Annotated in this window: 14 protein-coding genes and 1 tRNA gene; 8 read left to right on the forward strand and 7 right to left on the reverse strand. The window is 39.7% G+C overall.

Going from position 1 to position 14948, the window contains the following annotated elements; genetic code table 11:
• Positions 1 to 18: 18 nt before the first annotated feature.
• Genes K7G75_RS04935 through K7G75_RS04945 form a run of 3 tightly spaced genes read left to right on the forward strand, consistent with a single transcriptional unit; the run spans position 19 to position 1402 of the window.
• Positions 19 to 642 carry a DUF4230 domain-containing protein gene (locus K7G75_RS04935; RefSeq protein ID WP_222983105.1) on the forward strand — a complete coding sequence of 208 codons (624 nt, stop codon included), beginning with the start codon at positions 19 to 21 and terminating at the stop codon, positions 640 to 642.
• On the forward strand, positions 642 to 1046 hold the full coding sequence (locus tag K7G75_RS04940) for a Dabb family protein (protein WP_222983462.1): 405 nt from the start codon (positions 642 to 644) through the stop codon (positions 1044 to 1046). Before K7G75_RS04935 ends, K7G75_RS04940 begins: the two co-directional genes overlap by 1 nt.
• The gene (locus K7G75_RS04945; RefSeq protein ID WP_222983106.1) at positions 1043 to 1402 is read left to right on the forward strand and encodes an MmcQ/YjbR family DNA-binding protein; all 360 of its coding nucleotides are present in this window, start codon (positions 1043 to 1045) and stop codon (positions 1400 to 1402) included. The genes K7G75_RS04940 and K7G75_RS04945 overlap by 4 nt, the downstream gene beginning before the upstream one ends.
• A 185-nt stretch (positions 1403 to 1587) precedes the next feature.
• On the opposite strand, the gene K7G75_RS04950 is transcribed toward K7G75_RS04945, so the two are convergent.
• Positions 1588 to 2391 (reverse strand): MBL fold metallo-hydrolase, encoded by an 804-nt coding sequence (locus K7G75_RS04950; RefSeq protein ID WP_222983107.1) that lies wholly within the window; start codon positions 2389 to 2391, stop codon positions 1588 to 1590.
• 367 nt (positions 2392 to 2758) lie between these two features.
• Complete coding sequence (locus tag K7G75_RS04955) at positions 2759 to 3859, reverse strand: DUF4407 domain-containing protein (RefSeq protein WP_222983108.1); 1101 nt, start codon at positions 3857 to 3859, stop codon at positions 2759 to 2761.
• A gap of 253 nt (positions 3860 to 4112) precedes the next feature.
• On the opposite strand from K7G75_RS04955, the gene K7G75_RS04960 reads away from it, so the two are divergent.
• Positions 4113 to 5315, forward strand: coding sequence for an NAD(P)/FAD-dependent oxidoreductase (locus K7G75_RS04960; protein WP_222983109.1), 1203 nt, complete (start codon positions 4113 to 4115; stop codon positions 5313 to 5315).
• A 45-nt stretch (positions 5316 to 5360) separates the two neighbouring features.
• Here K7G75_RS04960 and K7G75_RS04965 read toward each other — a convergent pair whose 3' ends face one another.
• Positions 5361 to 6755, reverse strand: a complete 1395-nt coding sequence (locus K7G75_RS04965) for a dipeptidase (RefSeq protein WP_222983110.1) — start codon at positions 6753 to 6755, stop codon at positions 5361 to 5363.
• Between the two features lie 227 nt (positions 6756 to 6982).
• Here K7G75_RS04965 and K7G75_RS04970 point away from each other — a divergent pair.
• Positions 6983 to 7064, forward strand: a tRNA-Leu gene (locus K7G75_RS04970).
• A gap of 350 nt (positions 7065 to 7414) precedes the next feature.
• Here K7G75_RS04970 and K7G75_RS04975 read toward each other — a convergent pair.
• Complete coding sequence (locus tag K7G75_RS04975) at positions 7415 to 8365, reverse strand: hypothetical protein (RefSeq protein WP_222983111.1); 951 nt, start codon at positions 8363 to 8365, stop codon at positions 7415 to 7417.
• 601 nt (positions 8366 to 8966) lie between these two features.
• Here K7G75_RS04975 and K7G75_RS04980 point away from each other — a divergent pair.
• Genes K7G75_RS04980 through K7G75_RS04990 form a run of 3 tightly spaced genes read left to right on the forward strand, consistent with a single transcriptional unit; the run spans position 8967 to position 11336 of the window.
• Positions 8967 to 9602, forward strand: a complete 636-nt coding sequence (locus K7G75_RS04980) for an outer membrane beta-barrel protein (RefSeq protein ID WP_222983112.1) — start codon at positions 8967 to 8969, stop codon at positions 9600 to 9602.
• A gap of 4 nt (positions 9603 to 9606) precedes the next feature.
• Complete coding sequence (locus tag K7G75_RS04985; RefSeq protein ID WP_222983113.1) at positions 9607 to 10176, forward strand: hypothetical protein; 570 nt, start codon at positions 9607 to 9609, stop codon at positions 10174 to 10176.
• A gap of 47 nt (positions 10177 to 10223) precedes the next feature.
• Positions 10224 to 11336, forward strand: a complete 1113-nt coding sequence (locus K7G75_RS04990; protein WP_222983114.1) for a hypothetical protein — start codon at positions 10224 to 10226, stop codon at positions 11334 to 11336.
• Positions 11337 to 11753: 417 nt separating this feature from the next.
• Here K7G75_RS04990 and K7G75_RS04995 read toward each other — a convergent pair whose 3' ends face one another.
• The 3 genes from K7G75_RS04995 to K7G75_RS05005 form a co-directional block, all read right to left on the reverse strand.
• Positions 11754 to 12458 (reverse strand): LytR/AlgR family response regulator transcription factor, encoded by a 705-nt coding sequence (locus K7G75_RS04995; RefSeq protein WP_222983115.1) that lies wholly within the window; start codon positions 12456 to 12458, stop codon positions 11754 to 11756.
• Complete coding sequence (locus K7G75_RS05000; protein ID WP_222983116.1) at positions 12433 to 13488, reverse strand: sensor histidine kinase; 1056 nt, start codon at positions 13486 to 13488, stop codon at positions 12433 to 12435. The genes K7G75_RS04995 and K7G75_RS05000 overlap by 26 nt, the downstream gene beginning before the upstream one ends.
• Positions 13489 to 13550: 62 nt before the next feature.
• Complete coding sequence (locus K7G75_RS05005) at positions 13551 to 14810, reverse strand: amidohydrolase family protein (RefSeq protein ID WP_222983117.1); 1260 nt, start codon at positions 14808 to 14810, stop codon at positions 13551 to 13553.
• Positions 14811 to 14948 lie beyond the last annotated feature (138 nt).

Here is a 14948-nt window from a genome sequence, read left to right on the forward strand (position 1 = left end):
TCTTCATATATTTAGGAAATGGGCGATATTTTAGAACTTTTTTTGGGACTCATCTTGGGGGCAATACTCATGTATTGGCTCTTTTCTTTATTTCGAAGGAAAAAAAACCGTGAAGTTACCAAGCACCAATCCACTATTTTATTGGACAAAATAAGAAGCGTCTGCAAATTGGTTTCTGTGGAAGGCGATTTTGCCGAGATCCATCATTACGAAAACACCAGGGAGGGCTTCATGAGCCTTTTCAAAAGCCGAAAAAAGGCCCTGATCGTGGTTAAGGCCAAGGCGCATATTGGATATGATCTTGCCAAACTGGACCTTAAGGCGGACAATGTGAGGAAAAAAATAATACTCACCAATTTTCCAGAACCCGAGGTCTTGTCCATTGAGCCCGAACTTCAATTCTATGACATCAAAAATGGACTGTTCAACAGTTTTTCACCGGATGACATGACCAAATTGAATCAGGAGGCCACGGAACTCATCAAGCAAAAGATCCCGGAGAGCGGGTTGATGGATACTGCCAAAAAAGAAGCACTACAGGCCGTTTTACTGGTGGAAAAGATTGTGGAGACCATTGGCTGGAGGCTCGATTATTCTGCCCTGCAGATTCCAGATGCAAAAAAACAGATATTGGAAAGATGATGAAAACTGTCAAATTGATCGCGTTGCTTTTATTTATGGTGTCAACTTTTGGAAGGGCACAAAGTCATGACACCGAGAGCATTTTTGACCATGAGTTTGCCCATGTCGTTTATTTCTGGCTCAAAAACCCGGACAATGAGGTCGATAGGGCCAAGTTTGAAACATCCCTGAAGAAATTTTTGGCCAACTCCGAATATGCCAAGACCAAATTTATAGGAAAACCTCCCCGGGCCATTCGTGGCGTTGTGGACGATTCCTTTACTTATTCGTTGATACTCTCGTTCGATTCTGCAAAGGCTCAGGCAGCCTATCAGGTTGAAGCCCCCCACTTGCTGTTCATAGAAGAATGTGAGGATCTTTGGGAAAAGGTCATCGTTTACGACTCTGAAGGGATTAAGCCATGAATGTTGAGCAGTTGCGCCATTATTGCCTTATTAAAAAGGGAGTGACCGAAGAGTTTCCTTTTGATTCGGAGACCTTGGTTTTTAAGGTGATGGGAAAAATGTTTGCCCTTATCCCCTTGGAACGTGTTCCCCCACAATGCAACCTGAAATGTGATCCCGAAAGGGCAATCGAGCTTCGGGAAGCCCATGACGGAGCTATCATGCCAGGATATCACATGAGCAAAAAACACTGGAACACCCTTTTTTTAGGAAACCTACCGCCCAACCTGATAAAGGAATTAGTGGACCACTCCTACGCATTGGTAGTTGCAGGGCTTACCAAAAAACTTAAAGAGGAACTGAAGCACCTTTCATAAACAGGCAGGCTGACCGAAGCTTTTCATCAAGAAAAAGTCATTGCACTTATCGGTCTCGGCTATGATTTTGTTTTGGAAAACGTCAAACGGACTTTTCTGCCCGAAATCGAACCTTTACTTAAAACTAGGAATTTCCGTTTAGGAAACCCTGCCATAACAAATTCGGGCCATTGTTGTGAATCGCTTTATTTTTCATAAACCCATTTCCATTTCTCACCGTTTCTTTCAGCAAACCCAAGACCTGGAAAATCAAAATGGAAAGCATTTATCCTCATACTTTCTTTGTCGGCAAGTTCCAATAGTTTGATTCTAGTCTGTTTGGCCTTTTTGTGATCCATGTCATAATTGGTCTGCCAATCTAGTTTTTCCATATGTAACGGATGTAAGAATGCATCAGAAATATATAGCAGTTGTTCATTTCCATCTCCGATTATCAATGCTATTTGTCCCTTGGTATGTCCATTTGCGTTGACTGAAATTACACCATCACAAACTTGTTGATAGTCTTGGGTAATGAAATTCAAGTTCCCGTTTTTAAGCGGTGTAATATTCTTCTCCACAAAAAATTTGAATAGGGGTGGTTGGGAATCGGACTTTGATGTATGCCAAAAATCCCACTCATCACGATGGATATGGAATTTTGCATTTTTAAACAAAAGTTTTCCTTCACTTGAGAAAACACCTCCGATGTGATCGGGATGGAAATGGGTAATCACTACATCGGTTATGTCATTTGTGTTGATGTCTTCCTTTTCCAGCAGTTGTTTTAATTTGCCCTTCAACACGAATGTTTTTCCTTTAAAAACAATCGGTTCCTCAGAAAATCCGATTCCTGAGTCAATAAGTATTTTTTGACCTCCTTTTTGCAATAGCATTGCTATATATGGGGAAGGGATGTTCTCAGGATTTGTATTGTAACTTTTCAATGCAATGTCAAGTTCATTTTCGTTTGCATTTATGAAATAGTCTTTTGCTTGATATTTGAACATCAAGTCTTTGAAAATTGTGCAGTCAAATCCTCCGATTTTACACTTGAAAGTTTCCACGTCCATGAATTCAAAGGTTAAAGGTTGCAGATTAATTAAAGGAATTGAGGCTAAAAGGCCACTATTCTTTTTAATAAATTGCCTTCTTTTCATTATACGCAGAATTTTCTAAATAATTGACTTAAAATGGTGTACGACGATTAGCTAAACATCCTTATCAAGGACGTTTTGGCGAACGAGACTGAAACAAGTTCAGCGCAGGTACGTGAAGTTCGGGAAATTCAATGTAATAGGCAATGGCTAATTTGTGAATCAGGTCTACGTATTCGCAAATTAGAGCGGGATGTCATTGGTTTGTCCCCAAGGCCAGCTACAACCCTTTTACTTGGATATTATGAAAAGAATCCGCCTGTAATCGAAGCAACTCTTCCGCTTTTTCCTTCTTATAGCGGTACAGTTCCTCCTCATTCTTGATATCAGTGTAAACTTTTTCATTTAGCGAAGCATCAGTGGCCATAAGCAGCTGCCGTTGTTCCACTTTTTGTGTCACCCAAGTGGCCACAACACTTTCCTGTTCCTCAAATTTATAATCGTATTCTCCTTTTGGAGCCAACAATTTGGCAATTATGGGTGCTGTTTCAATGGCCAAAAAAAGTAAAAAGATAAAGAAGGAGGGGAGCCAGGGCAGTTTTCCGAGCGCGTTGATGCGGGCCATAAGGCCATCAAAACCATCAATGATGGGTTGGGAATTGGTCACTGCGGAATCGTAATCGGAATTCAGGGCACTGATCTGTGCTTCCAGGGCCTGTATTCTTTCGCCATTGCTTGCCTTCAGTTGGTTAAGTTCGGCCAAATAGGTATCGTGCTTTTCCCTTTTTTCCTTGTAGACGGGTCCTTTACCCAGCAATCCTGTTCCAGCGGTGCCCTCCGCTTCCGAAATATAGACGTCGTAAAGCGCGTTTGTTTCCGCTTCTTTACCCGCAATTTCATTTTTTAGACGGGCTATTTCCTGATTGAGGGTTTCAATCTTGGGAGTATATTGAAGTGCCAGTTGCTGTTTATTGTTCAGGGTAAGGGCATTTTTTTCTTCAAGGAGCACTTGGTCAATTTCCTTTTCAAAAATCTTCAGCTCCAAGGGCTTGGAAATCACAATGGCAATGATCATTGCCAGTATGATCCGGGGCGTGGCCTGCCAAAGCTCACTTTTGATGCTGTTCCGTTTTTTGATTGTCGATACAATATATCGGTCCAGATTAAAGATCAACAACCCCCATATCAAACCAAAGAAAATGGAGGTATATATGTTGTCAAAAACCGTGAAAAGGGCATAGGAACTGGCTATAAAAGCCATTACGGCCGTGAAAAATACAGTGGCACCGATGCCAGCATATTTGTTGCGTTCCCCATTGGAACAAGATTCTAAAATGTGGGTATCCGCTCCCGAGCAGAAGATAAAAAAGCGTTGAAGCATAACAGTGTTCTCTTTTGATTGATAGGTTATTAGAACGCAAAATATGTGGATTTGTTACAATAAGGTCATGCTAAAATTGATTTTTGCGAGCATGTTTCCTGGATAGTATCCACTTGGGCGTTAGGCTTCTGAAGCGCAAGGAAAGTTGTCGTCAACCAGCTCAAAAAATCTTGAAAAAACGTGATTCTATGTGACTTAGGTTACTGTTTTTGAGCGGTAATGGTGATACCTTCATGCTATAAAATTTAAGGCCATGACAACAACAGTAGTAATAGGTGGAAATTTCGCAGGAATGACCGCTGCTTTGGAAATCAAGAGAAAGGGGAAAAAGGATCACCGAGTATTGGTTATCGATAAATCCCCTTTGTTCCTGTTCATTCCCTCATTGATTTGGGTACCCTTTGGTCGTAGGGAGGTCAAAGATATTTCCTTTAGGAAAGATGAAATTTTAAAAAGAAAAGGAGTTGAGTTCGTACAAACCGAAGCACTGAGCGTGGACCCCGAGAACAATCTTGTCAGGACCAAGAAGGGCAACTTCAACTATGATCACTTGGTTGTTGCCACAGGCCCAAAAGTGGATTATGATGTTGCTCCTGGCGTTAAGGAGCATGCCCATTATATTGGAACGCCCAATGGGGCCATGAAAACCAGAAAAGCTTTGGAGGAGTTCAAGAAAAATCCTGGCCCGATCGTAATTGGTGCTACACAGAATGCTGGATGTATGGGTGCTGCCTACGAGTTCTTGTTCAATATTGAAAAATGGCTCCGGGAGCAGAAAATCAGAAAAAAAGTGGATCTGTACTGGATTACCCCGGAGAACTATCTTGGGCATTTTGGGATTGATGGCATGCCCGGCGGCGAGACCATGTTGAAATCGTTCATGAAAATGTTCAACATCCACTACCGTACCGAGGTTGGGGTAGAGGAAGTTACCGAGAACAGTGTTAAATTGACTTCTGGAGAGGAGTTGCCCAGCGTCTTCACCATGTTGATGCCCCCATTTTTTGGGGTTGATTTTGTGACAAATTCACCGGCCCTTAATCCCACATCGAATGGATATTTGCCCGTGGGCGAGGACTATAGACATAAGGATTGGGCCAATGTTTGGGCCGCAGGGATTGCTGTCCAAGTGGATTTGCCCTTCAAGCCAGGAAAAGTGCCCTTTTCTGGACCAAAAACGGGTTACCCTTCGGATGAGACTGGTAAGATTGTTGCCGAAAACATCATCAGAGTGGAAAATGGCAAAGAAAAACTACGCAAGAAAGCTTGGGGCAAAATTCCCGGTATCTGCGTAATGGATGCAGGAAAAAAAGAGGTCATCATTTTGAGCGACCATCTCTTCAAACCAAGACGGTTCGCCATCATGATTCCGAATGTGCTCTACGACTTTTCCAAAGTGCTATTTGAAAAATACTTTTTGTGGAAGACGCGAAATGGCTATTCACAATTGCCCTAGTACATGCTACAAAAAAAAGCCGCTTGAAAGAGCGGCTTTTTTCTGTTAGGATGTTTTTGCCAGTTCGGTATAATATTTATAAAAGTAGGGGATGGTTTCAATACCTTTCAGGAAATTCCATACTCCAAAGTGTTCATTGGGTGAGTGAATGGCATCACTGTCCAAACCGAAGCCCATCAAAATAGTTTTACTGCCCAGAACTTCTTCAAACAGAGCCACAATGGGGATGCTGCCACCCGTTCGTTCGGGCACCGGTTTCTTGCCAAAAGTGGTTTCGTAGGCTTTGGCTGCCGCTTGGTAGCCAACACTATTGGTTTTGGTTACGTAGGGCAATCCACCATGATGGGGCATAACCTTCACCTTGACCCCTTTTGGGGCAATGGATTCAAAATGTTTTGCGAACAGATCGGTAATTTCGTCCGGATCTTGGTTGGGGACCAATCGCATGGATATTTTTGCATAAGCCTTACTGGCAATCACCGTTTTGGCTCCTTTGCCAATATAGCCTCCCCATATACCATTCACATCAAGTGTTGGCCGAATGGAATAGCGTTCCGGGGTCGTAAATCCCTTTTCACCATGGACATCGCCAATATCCAGTGCTTTTTTGTAGGCTTCCAAGTCAAAGGGAGCTTCCGCCATTTCGGCTCTTTCATCCTGGGACAATTCCTCTACCTTTTCATAGAAGCCGGGGATGGTAATATGGTTGTTTTCATCATGCAAGGAGGCAATCATTTTGCCGAGAATGTTGATGGGATTGGGCACGGCGCCACCATAAATTCCGGAATGCAGGTCCCGATTTGGCCCAGTGACCTCTACTTCCACATAGCTTAGGCCCCTAAGCCCGGTTGTGATTGATGGGATATCGTTGGCAATCATCCCAGTGTCAGAGATCAGGATGATGTCGTTCTTGAGTTTTTCCTTGTGCTCCTCCAAGAAATCTGCCAAACTATCGCTGCCCACTTCTTCCTCCCCTTCAATCATAAACTTGACATTGCAGGGCAACAAATCGTTTTTGATCATAAACTCCACAGCTTTTACATGCATGAAGAACTGGCCCTTGTCGTCACAGGCCCCTCGGGCAAAAATAGCACCATGAGGATGTAGCTCTGTTTCCTTGATCACAGGTTCAAAGGGAGGGGATTTCCAAAGGTCCATCGGGTCGGGAGGCTGCACATCATAATGTCCGTATACCAAGATGGTCGGCAGACTGGTATCGATGGTTTTTTCGGCATATACCACCGGATACCCTTTGGTCTCACAAATTTCCACATGGTCACAACCTGCATTGACAAGTGATTCTTCCACGGCCTTGGCTGTTTGCCAAACATCTTCGGAGTAGGCAGGGTCCGCACTGATGGAGGGGATTTTTAGAAGTTCAATAAGTTCTTGTATAAAACGGTCTTTGTGTGTGTTGATGTAGTCTTTTATTGATTCCATGTATTTTGTAAAAACTGACTAAATGTACAAAAAACAAGTTTTTAAAAGCCCTGCATTTGCAGATCGGAAAATTGATTTATATTTGCAACCCGATTCCCAATGGCTATTGGGACGGAACTAAGCGGGTGTGGTGGAACTGGTAGACCTGTCTGCCGACAGGCAGGCACGCTAGAAAGTCTAGCGATCAACGTTCAGTATATACTTTGCTTAAGGGTCTTTTTTAAATTGCGGGTGTGGTGGAACTGGTAGACACGCTAGACTTAGGATCTAGTGCCGTGAGGCGTGGGGGTTCGACTCCCTTCACCCGCACAAAGGAACTAACCTTAATCATTGATTATCAATGATTAAGGTTTTTTTGTTCTGTTCATTTGTCAACTTGTTGTCAACTATTGTATTTGTTTCAATAATTGTTGTGGAATACCCTGAAAAGTAAGGTATCTAAAATCAACAGTTAATTATTGAATCAAATAAAACCATTAATGATTCAACTGTCTGTTCATTTTGATAAAGTCAACAGGTAAGAATCAAAAAAGATTATTAATAATTCCGTCGCGCGCGTACTGTTTTGATTTTTGAAAAAAGAACAATCAATCAAACTTGAAAAACTTGATTATTCAGGAATGGAAAAGATTGGTTAATCAATTAAAGTTTTAAGTGGTTTATTCGAGATACTCTATTTGCCAAGTTGAGATAAAATCAGAGTTGAAAGTTTTAGTAAGTCTTATGGGCAATCCATCGACATCAAATTCATATTCTCGTTGGAGTTGGTCACCGACACTGACAATATATAATGGTAAATCCACTGTATCTTCATATGAAATCAACCCACTGTTACTTCTTATGATCTGATTATTTATGTTTCCGTAAAAACTTCCCCAAAAATTTTTAAAAGGTCCTGTGGGTTCAGTATTCTCTAAATATGCATGTTGAAATTCATCTGTTCCATCCGAACGTATTACAGATTTGGATATTGGCGCACCATTTTCTATAGCTACTTCTGCAATTATCCCATTATCCGATTTTGTTATAAAACCATTTGCATCTAAAGTAAATTCTGAATAAAACAATCGGTTTCTACTAGGGTTTAATGTTTCCCTAGTAATTAAATTATTTGTATAAACGAAGGAGGTGAATAGCGTGTCTGGCACAGCGCGGTTTCTTCTAATCAGTCTTATCGAACTTAAATTGTCATTTTCATAGTTCAAGTCCTCGATAATTTCTACCGTGCCATCTGAAGTATGCTCAATCCGTGTCTTCAATAATCCTTTGTCATCGTATCCATAAGTAGTGAAATTCTGTAGCACTCCGTCTGCACTTAAGCCATCCTCTCGAATCACCTTATTTCCTTCAAATTGAAACTCAACACGTCCTTGAACTATATTATTGACGATATTCTCATAACTCATTTTTGAGAAAAAAACAGTTTCTTCAGGTTCAATTGGAATTTCCTCTTCTGTCTCATTCGGTATTTGTTCCTCTTCAGATTCTTGGGTAGTTGGTGGAACATCTTCGGAATCACTACTGCTGCTACAACTGGTCAAACTGACAGAACCGATTATGAGGATAATAGAAAAGATAATTATTTGCGTAGGGTTTAATAAATGCTTCATTTAGGAAATTTCTTATTTAGGAGATACAAAAAAAAGAAAATATATTTAGTTCTGAAGAATATTGGTCCTGTATCATTTAAGGCTTAAATATCCTTTGTAGAATAATGATGTATTGGTATTTGATACAATCTAATTTCGAATTAATTAATGTTTTTTAATTCCCCTTAACCGTTTTTCAACCGTTTTTGACGTATGTTATGACTTCTCATTAATTCCGGGACTATGATTCTTTTAAGGGTTATTTGACCGTTTTTCGACCGTTAAGTTACTGGCAACTCTAAATCAATCGTCGTTTTATCGCCGTTTTTGTAAAGTGCAGTCCTCTTAATTTCTAATGCTAGGTTTAGTGAGGTTGTCAGGTTAACAAAGGCTAACAATTGAGGATGGGTTTTCTTAGGATATTTAAATATTCTATCCATTGAACAGATGGGACTGAAGTCTTCAATTTTGCCACTTCAAAGCAATCCATGATAATGAGGATTCTTTACAAAGAATGCATACTCTTTTAAGAGCTAAATGAAGTTAATCTATTTCTCTAAATGAAAATTGGTTAAGTAAAAATAATTCTACATTTTTGGATGTATTTTTTTATTGACCATAAATGGCTAAATCATTCCTACTCTCGTTAATTACCTTATTCCTTTTTTTTTCCGCTCACTCTCAAAGCAAGATTCAATTTGGCCTAAATGGAGGAGCAACTTATACCACTTTTTGGGGAAATGAATTTGCAAGGAATTTTAATCATAACATTGGTTTTATGACAGGAATCCATTTGGACTACAAATTTACACCTGGATTGTTGTTTGCTTTGAACCTTAATTACGAACGGAGGTCAATTGATGCCTCTAGTGTTCCATTTGATTCTACTGGCCAGTCATTATTTCCAACAGTAACGAATTACACTTACGACTATCTAAACATTCCAATAATGTTGAAAGTACCATTTGGTAAACAGGAATTATGGTTTTTCAATTTTGGGTTGTTTACCAATATTTTGATCAATGACAATGTAGACCAAGAAGTTTATGGAAACTCCTTCAAAAATTTGGATATTGGTCTAATTTCCGGAATTGGCAAGGCTTTTAATATTAATGACAATAACGAGTTGGCACTGGAATTGAGGACCAATCTAGGCTTGGCCAATATCAGTGACTTGGAAAGCCAGTTTCTTGGAGTTGAAAAATTGAGGACCTCTTCTTTAAATCTAATGATTACATATATTTTCAAAAACAAATAAGACAATGAAATACGTACCTCTGCTACTACTTCTTTTTATTACGATTAATGTTGATGCTCAACACGAAGTCCACCCTTCTAAAGATAAGGCTGTTGTATATTTCGTAAGATCAAAATCAATGGGGACGCTGATAAACTTCACCTATTTTGACGGGGATAAGGTAATTGGAAAATTCAATGGCCGAAATTATTTTCGTTATGAATGCGAGCCCGGTAAACATTTGTTTTGGGCCAGATCAGAAAATAAGTCCTTTGTCGAAGCCGAACTTGAAGCAAATAAAATCTATATGCTTGAAGCCATACCAAGAATGGGAGGTGTGAAAGCAGCAGTAAAACTTGTTCCAGTAGATATTGGAAAACATAAAATGAAGAATATAAAGAAACTTTTTGAAAACAAAGAACCGCTTATTTTTGAAATGGATGAAATTGTAAATACTCAAAGTGAAATGAGTGAAGTAATTGCTAGGGCAATGGAAAAATATGACAAGGACAAAGATGCGGGCAAGTCAATACCGAAATTGGACTCCCAAATGTATATTACCCGTGAGGACTTAGAGAGTGTCGATTCAAATTAGTCTTTATAAACTAACATTATACCACCAATGAAGGAGTTAATTGTTATATGAGGAAATTCTTCTTTTTGTTCTTGCCCATTTTTTTTGGTTGCTCAAATGAAGTATCCCAAAACGCATTAGTTTTTGAGGGTGATATATTGCTCGGCTCGCAAGAGGAGTTAGATAGTTTTACATCTAATGGCTATACTAGGGTTACTGGTAATCTTAGCATTAGACAAACTGCTTCTGATTCACCTATTCAGGATCTAACGGGCCTAGAATCTATATTAGAGGTTGGAAATTTGACAATTTCTGGAAACGAAAATCTAGGTAGTCTTGAAGGTCTTCACAATATTAGAAGAGTTGATGGCTATCTGACTATTGAAAATACACCACTCACAAATAGCAATTTATCGGGGTTAAGAGGATTGAAGACGGTAGGAATATCCTTCTTCGTGGCGAGAGTTGATAACCTTCTTTCTTTTTCCGGAATGGAATCCTTAGAGTCAGTTGGATCTTTGGAGATACTTGAAAACCCATCTTTGACCAGTCTTGCAGGACTTGATGTATTACAGTCCTTAGAGATGTTAAGGATTTTGGACAATCCTTTGTTGGAATCACTATCAGGTTTGGACAATTTAAAAGAAGTCGAAAGACGAATTGAATTGGTTGACAACACTTCTATCCAAAACCTCATTGCCCTATCTAATTTGAAGTCCTCTTCAAATCTATATTTTGAAATTACGACCCTTTCATCACTCCAAGATTTAAGCGGTCTTGGTGGGATGACCTATATAAAGGATTTATTGATTGGTGATATGGAGATGATGACCTCATTAAATGGATTAAGTAATCTTACCAGAGTAGATAATCTATTACTTGGAAACAATCGGTCATTAGTTGATTTAAGTGGTTTATCTAATCTTACACAAATTGGGGATGCCGAAATGACGGGTTCAATAATAATTGGCAACAACCCTAAACTGGTTTCGCTTAAAGGCTTTGAAAATATACAGTCATTTTATGGAGAAATAATTATTGAAGACAACAGTATTCTGGACAATTTATGTGATTTAGGAAGCATTTTCGCAAGTGATGGATTGAGTTCAGTCACAATTGAGAGAAACCTATTTAATCCATCATCAGAAGATATAGAAACGGGTGTCAATTGTAGTTTATGAACATTCAAGGTCCAAACATCAACAAACTTTGATATTGCTAAAAAGTCATTTGATCTGCAAGCCTGAGTTTGTCAATTAACCACTTATAACGTTTAGTCGGTTTCCCTTTATAGTGCTTTTTAAAGTAGGGTTTATTTAGTTCTAAATAATATTGTCCAATAAATTTTGAAGCTCAAATATCCTGCGGAGAATACAAGTCGGATGCTATTTGAGATAATCTAATTTCAAATTAATTAATGTTTTTTGATTCTCCTTAACCGTTTTTCTACCGTTTTGTGACCGTTTTATTATTGTCTACATTGCGTCAATCGTCGTTTTTTTGAGGTGCTGTCCTAACATTGGATAAATGAGGTTGATGAATTGTAGAGTTTAAGGTTTTTTTATTCCTATTTCTTGGGAGAGGGTTCAAAAAATCCTTCAAAAACGCCCGATAAAACTATCACCTATAATTCTATCGTAAACCTGTTTTCTAAGGTTTTTACTGATCCTGATTTTGTGGTTTTCCACATAAAGCAACGAACCCTCAATTTTCTTTACATGTGTTAGGCCCACTAGATAAGACCGGTGCACCCGCATAAACTTTGATTCGGGAAGTTGATTTTCGATATGCCCCAGGGAAACAAGGGTAAGGTATTTCTCAGAAAGAGTATGGACAAATACATAGTCCTTTGCCGTTTCAACAAAGATGATATCATCAACGGGGATACGGACCAATATTCCATTGGACTTTATAAAAATGTGATGGCTATCTTCAATAGGTCCGGGTTCGTTCATCAGGTTGACTTTGTCAATAGCCTTTAAAAAACGGGGATAGGAGAAGGGTTTCAACAAATAGTCCACGGCATTGAGGTCAAAACCCTCCAGGGCAAACTCGCGGTAAGCGGTAGTGAAGATAACCTTTGGGGGAAGGTTGAGCGATTTTATCAGTTCCAGACCGGTCATATTTGGCATTTGAATGTCCAGGAACATAATATCTACTGGATTGGACTTTAAAAACTCCAAGGCCTGAATGGCAGATCCCAAAGAACCTTTAAGCTCCAAAAATGGTGTTTGTGCCACAAACTCCTCGAGGCCCTTTCTGGCAAGAAGTTCGTCATCAACGATCAAGCACTTTAGTTTCATCCAGCTCAATTTTCAAATTCACGGTAAACCTTTCTTCCCCATCTTCTATTAAAAGATAATGATTGTTGGCATATATAAGTTCCAATCTTCGTTTAAGGTTGGTTAGTCCAATGCCCTTTTGCTCTCCTTTTTGGGGTATTTTTTTTGCGCGGTTCGATGAGGTGTTCCGTACGCTGAAGTTCAATATGCTGCCTTTAAATATCTCTGCGTTCACTTGAATTTGATAGCCTTTGCTGTTTTGACCGTGCTTGAAGGCGTTTTCAATAAGGGGCAGCAAAAGCATTGGGGCTATTTGCAAATCGCCGGGATTTTTGGGAAAATCGTAGGTCACTTTGGCCAGATCTGAATGTCTCACACTTTCAATATTGATATAATTGGCAAGGTTTTGAAATTCACTTTCCAGATTGATATGTTTCTTGTCCGTTTCATAAAGTTGATAGCTCAACAGCTCCGAAAACTCCAGCAACATTTTTTTTCCAGCATTTAGGTTTCTGTTCATCATTACGTAAATACTGTTTAGGGAGTTGAAAAGGAAATGAGGGTTTATCTGGCTCTTTAAAAGGCTCAATTCCGTTTCGAGCCGTTTTTGTTCCAATTCACTCAAAACCTGTTCCTTTTTGTACCACTGATCAATAAGGAACAATGTCATCGACAAACACAATGATAGCAATACTTCGGTGGCTATGGCAATCTTGCCCTCAAAACTATGGAAGAAATTGGCAGTGGGTAAATACACATTTATTCTCGAAAAATAGAAATGAAGATAATGGGAAGAAAACCAAGTAGTCAGAATGATGCATGCAATTAAAAAAATCAGGTAAGGGGCTATCTTCTTCTTCAACAAAAATCTTGGGGCCAAAAAATAAAGATTGAAATAGACCAGGACGGCATAAGGCACGAAGGCGACCAAATTTGTCCGAAAATTGTCCAACAGGTCACGGTGATAGTTAAGGTCGTGGGCACTCCATAAGGCTACGAATATTGCCCAAAACAACAAATGTTGGGCCACTCTTGACCACTTTTTTTTCATTTACCAAGGATTGTGGATAACGCCAATCAATTGTCGCAAAGATACTTAATCGGCATTTTTTGTCAATCTAGAATGATGCCCTGCTTTATTCGTAGATCAATATGCTCCGTAACCTCCGAAATAGCTATCAAAGGATCGATGTCCAAAACCAAAAAACTGGCCTCATAACCATCATGCAGTTTTCCGACCTTTCTGTTGGGAAAAATGGTTTCCGTTGAATTCTCGGTCCACATTTTAAGCAATTCCAAGTTGGTGAAAATGCCCAATTTCTGTAATAATTCAAATTCGTCTACGGAGTTTCCATTAAAATTATCAGATCCAATGGCCAGTTTGGCTCCTTCTCTTTTGAACTGTTCTAGGTTGTTGCCTATATTTTCCATCAATGCTTGAAAGTTGGGCTGCTTTTCCCTTTTTTGCACCAGGGAAATGGTGGTTACCGTGGTAATTCCTTTTTCTTTGGCCATTTTGATGTCTTCAGGGGCGATGGGTTGACCATTTTTTATTTCGGGCAAATGAGCAACTTCGTCCACACCGGCCATAACGGCCACGTGGAAATCATGGGCCGTCTCCACATGGGCACTTACACGGAGCCCATCAGTATGTGCTTTTTCAACAATTTTACCCACCAGTTTGGGGTCCAGTCCCTTTTTGCCAAAATACACAGGATCGTTCTTTCGCATTTCATATTCTTCAGAATATAGCAGGTTGATTTTGATAAATTCTGGCTCAAAAGAGAGGATATGCCCCCATTTTTTGGTAAGGTCCTGTTCCGTATCAATGACAAAATATCCGTGCGATTCTATGTCCTGCTTGGAATCGAATATGTCATAATAGCCCCAATCAAAGAATTTTTCACGGATTGCTATTGGATGTCCGCCGGTACCGGTCAAAGGAGCGTAGGTAGTGCTTATGTCCAACCCAGATGGTTTGTTGTAATGGTGCATCAATGGCTGTAGTTGCATCTTGATTGCAGACAGGTGTTTTACGTAGAACACCCCATTCTTGAGGTAGTCATCAATACGTTTTTCCAATTCGTAGTCACTTTCCAAGTTGTGGTTATGGGCCTCCGCAAAGGGAGGTATCACGAATTTTTCAGAGAGGTCCAATACGGTGTCTACCTCATTTTCAATGTTGTCAAAAGAAAGTAGACCGTCTTCTACCCACACTGTCCTTTCGATGAATTCCTGGCCATTGAACCATTTTCCATGCACCAGCTCCATTTTTAGACTTTTTGGATTGTCAACGGCGCTTTTTTCAGGTTTGGCCTGTTTTGTGGCACAGGAAACGAATAGAGATATTGCCAGAAGACTGTAACGTTGCATGTTCATTTTTTTCTAAAGGAACCTATTTGACCCCATACCGGAAAATCTTATAGCTGGAAGGATGTCGTTGGTAGTCATAAAGGACAAAACTGTAGATGAAATACATTGAGGATTGGGATTGTTTGAATAGAATTGTAT

This window comes from Flagellimonas meishanensis (assembly GCF_019880545.1).
GTDB classification, from domain to species: Bacteria; Bacteroidota; Bacteroidia; order Flavobacteriales; family Flavobacteriaceae; genus Flagellimonas; species Flagellimonas meishanensis.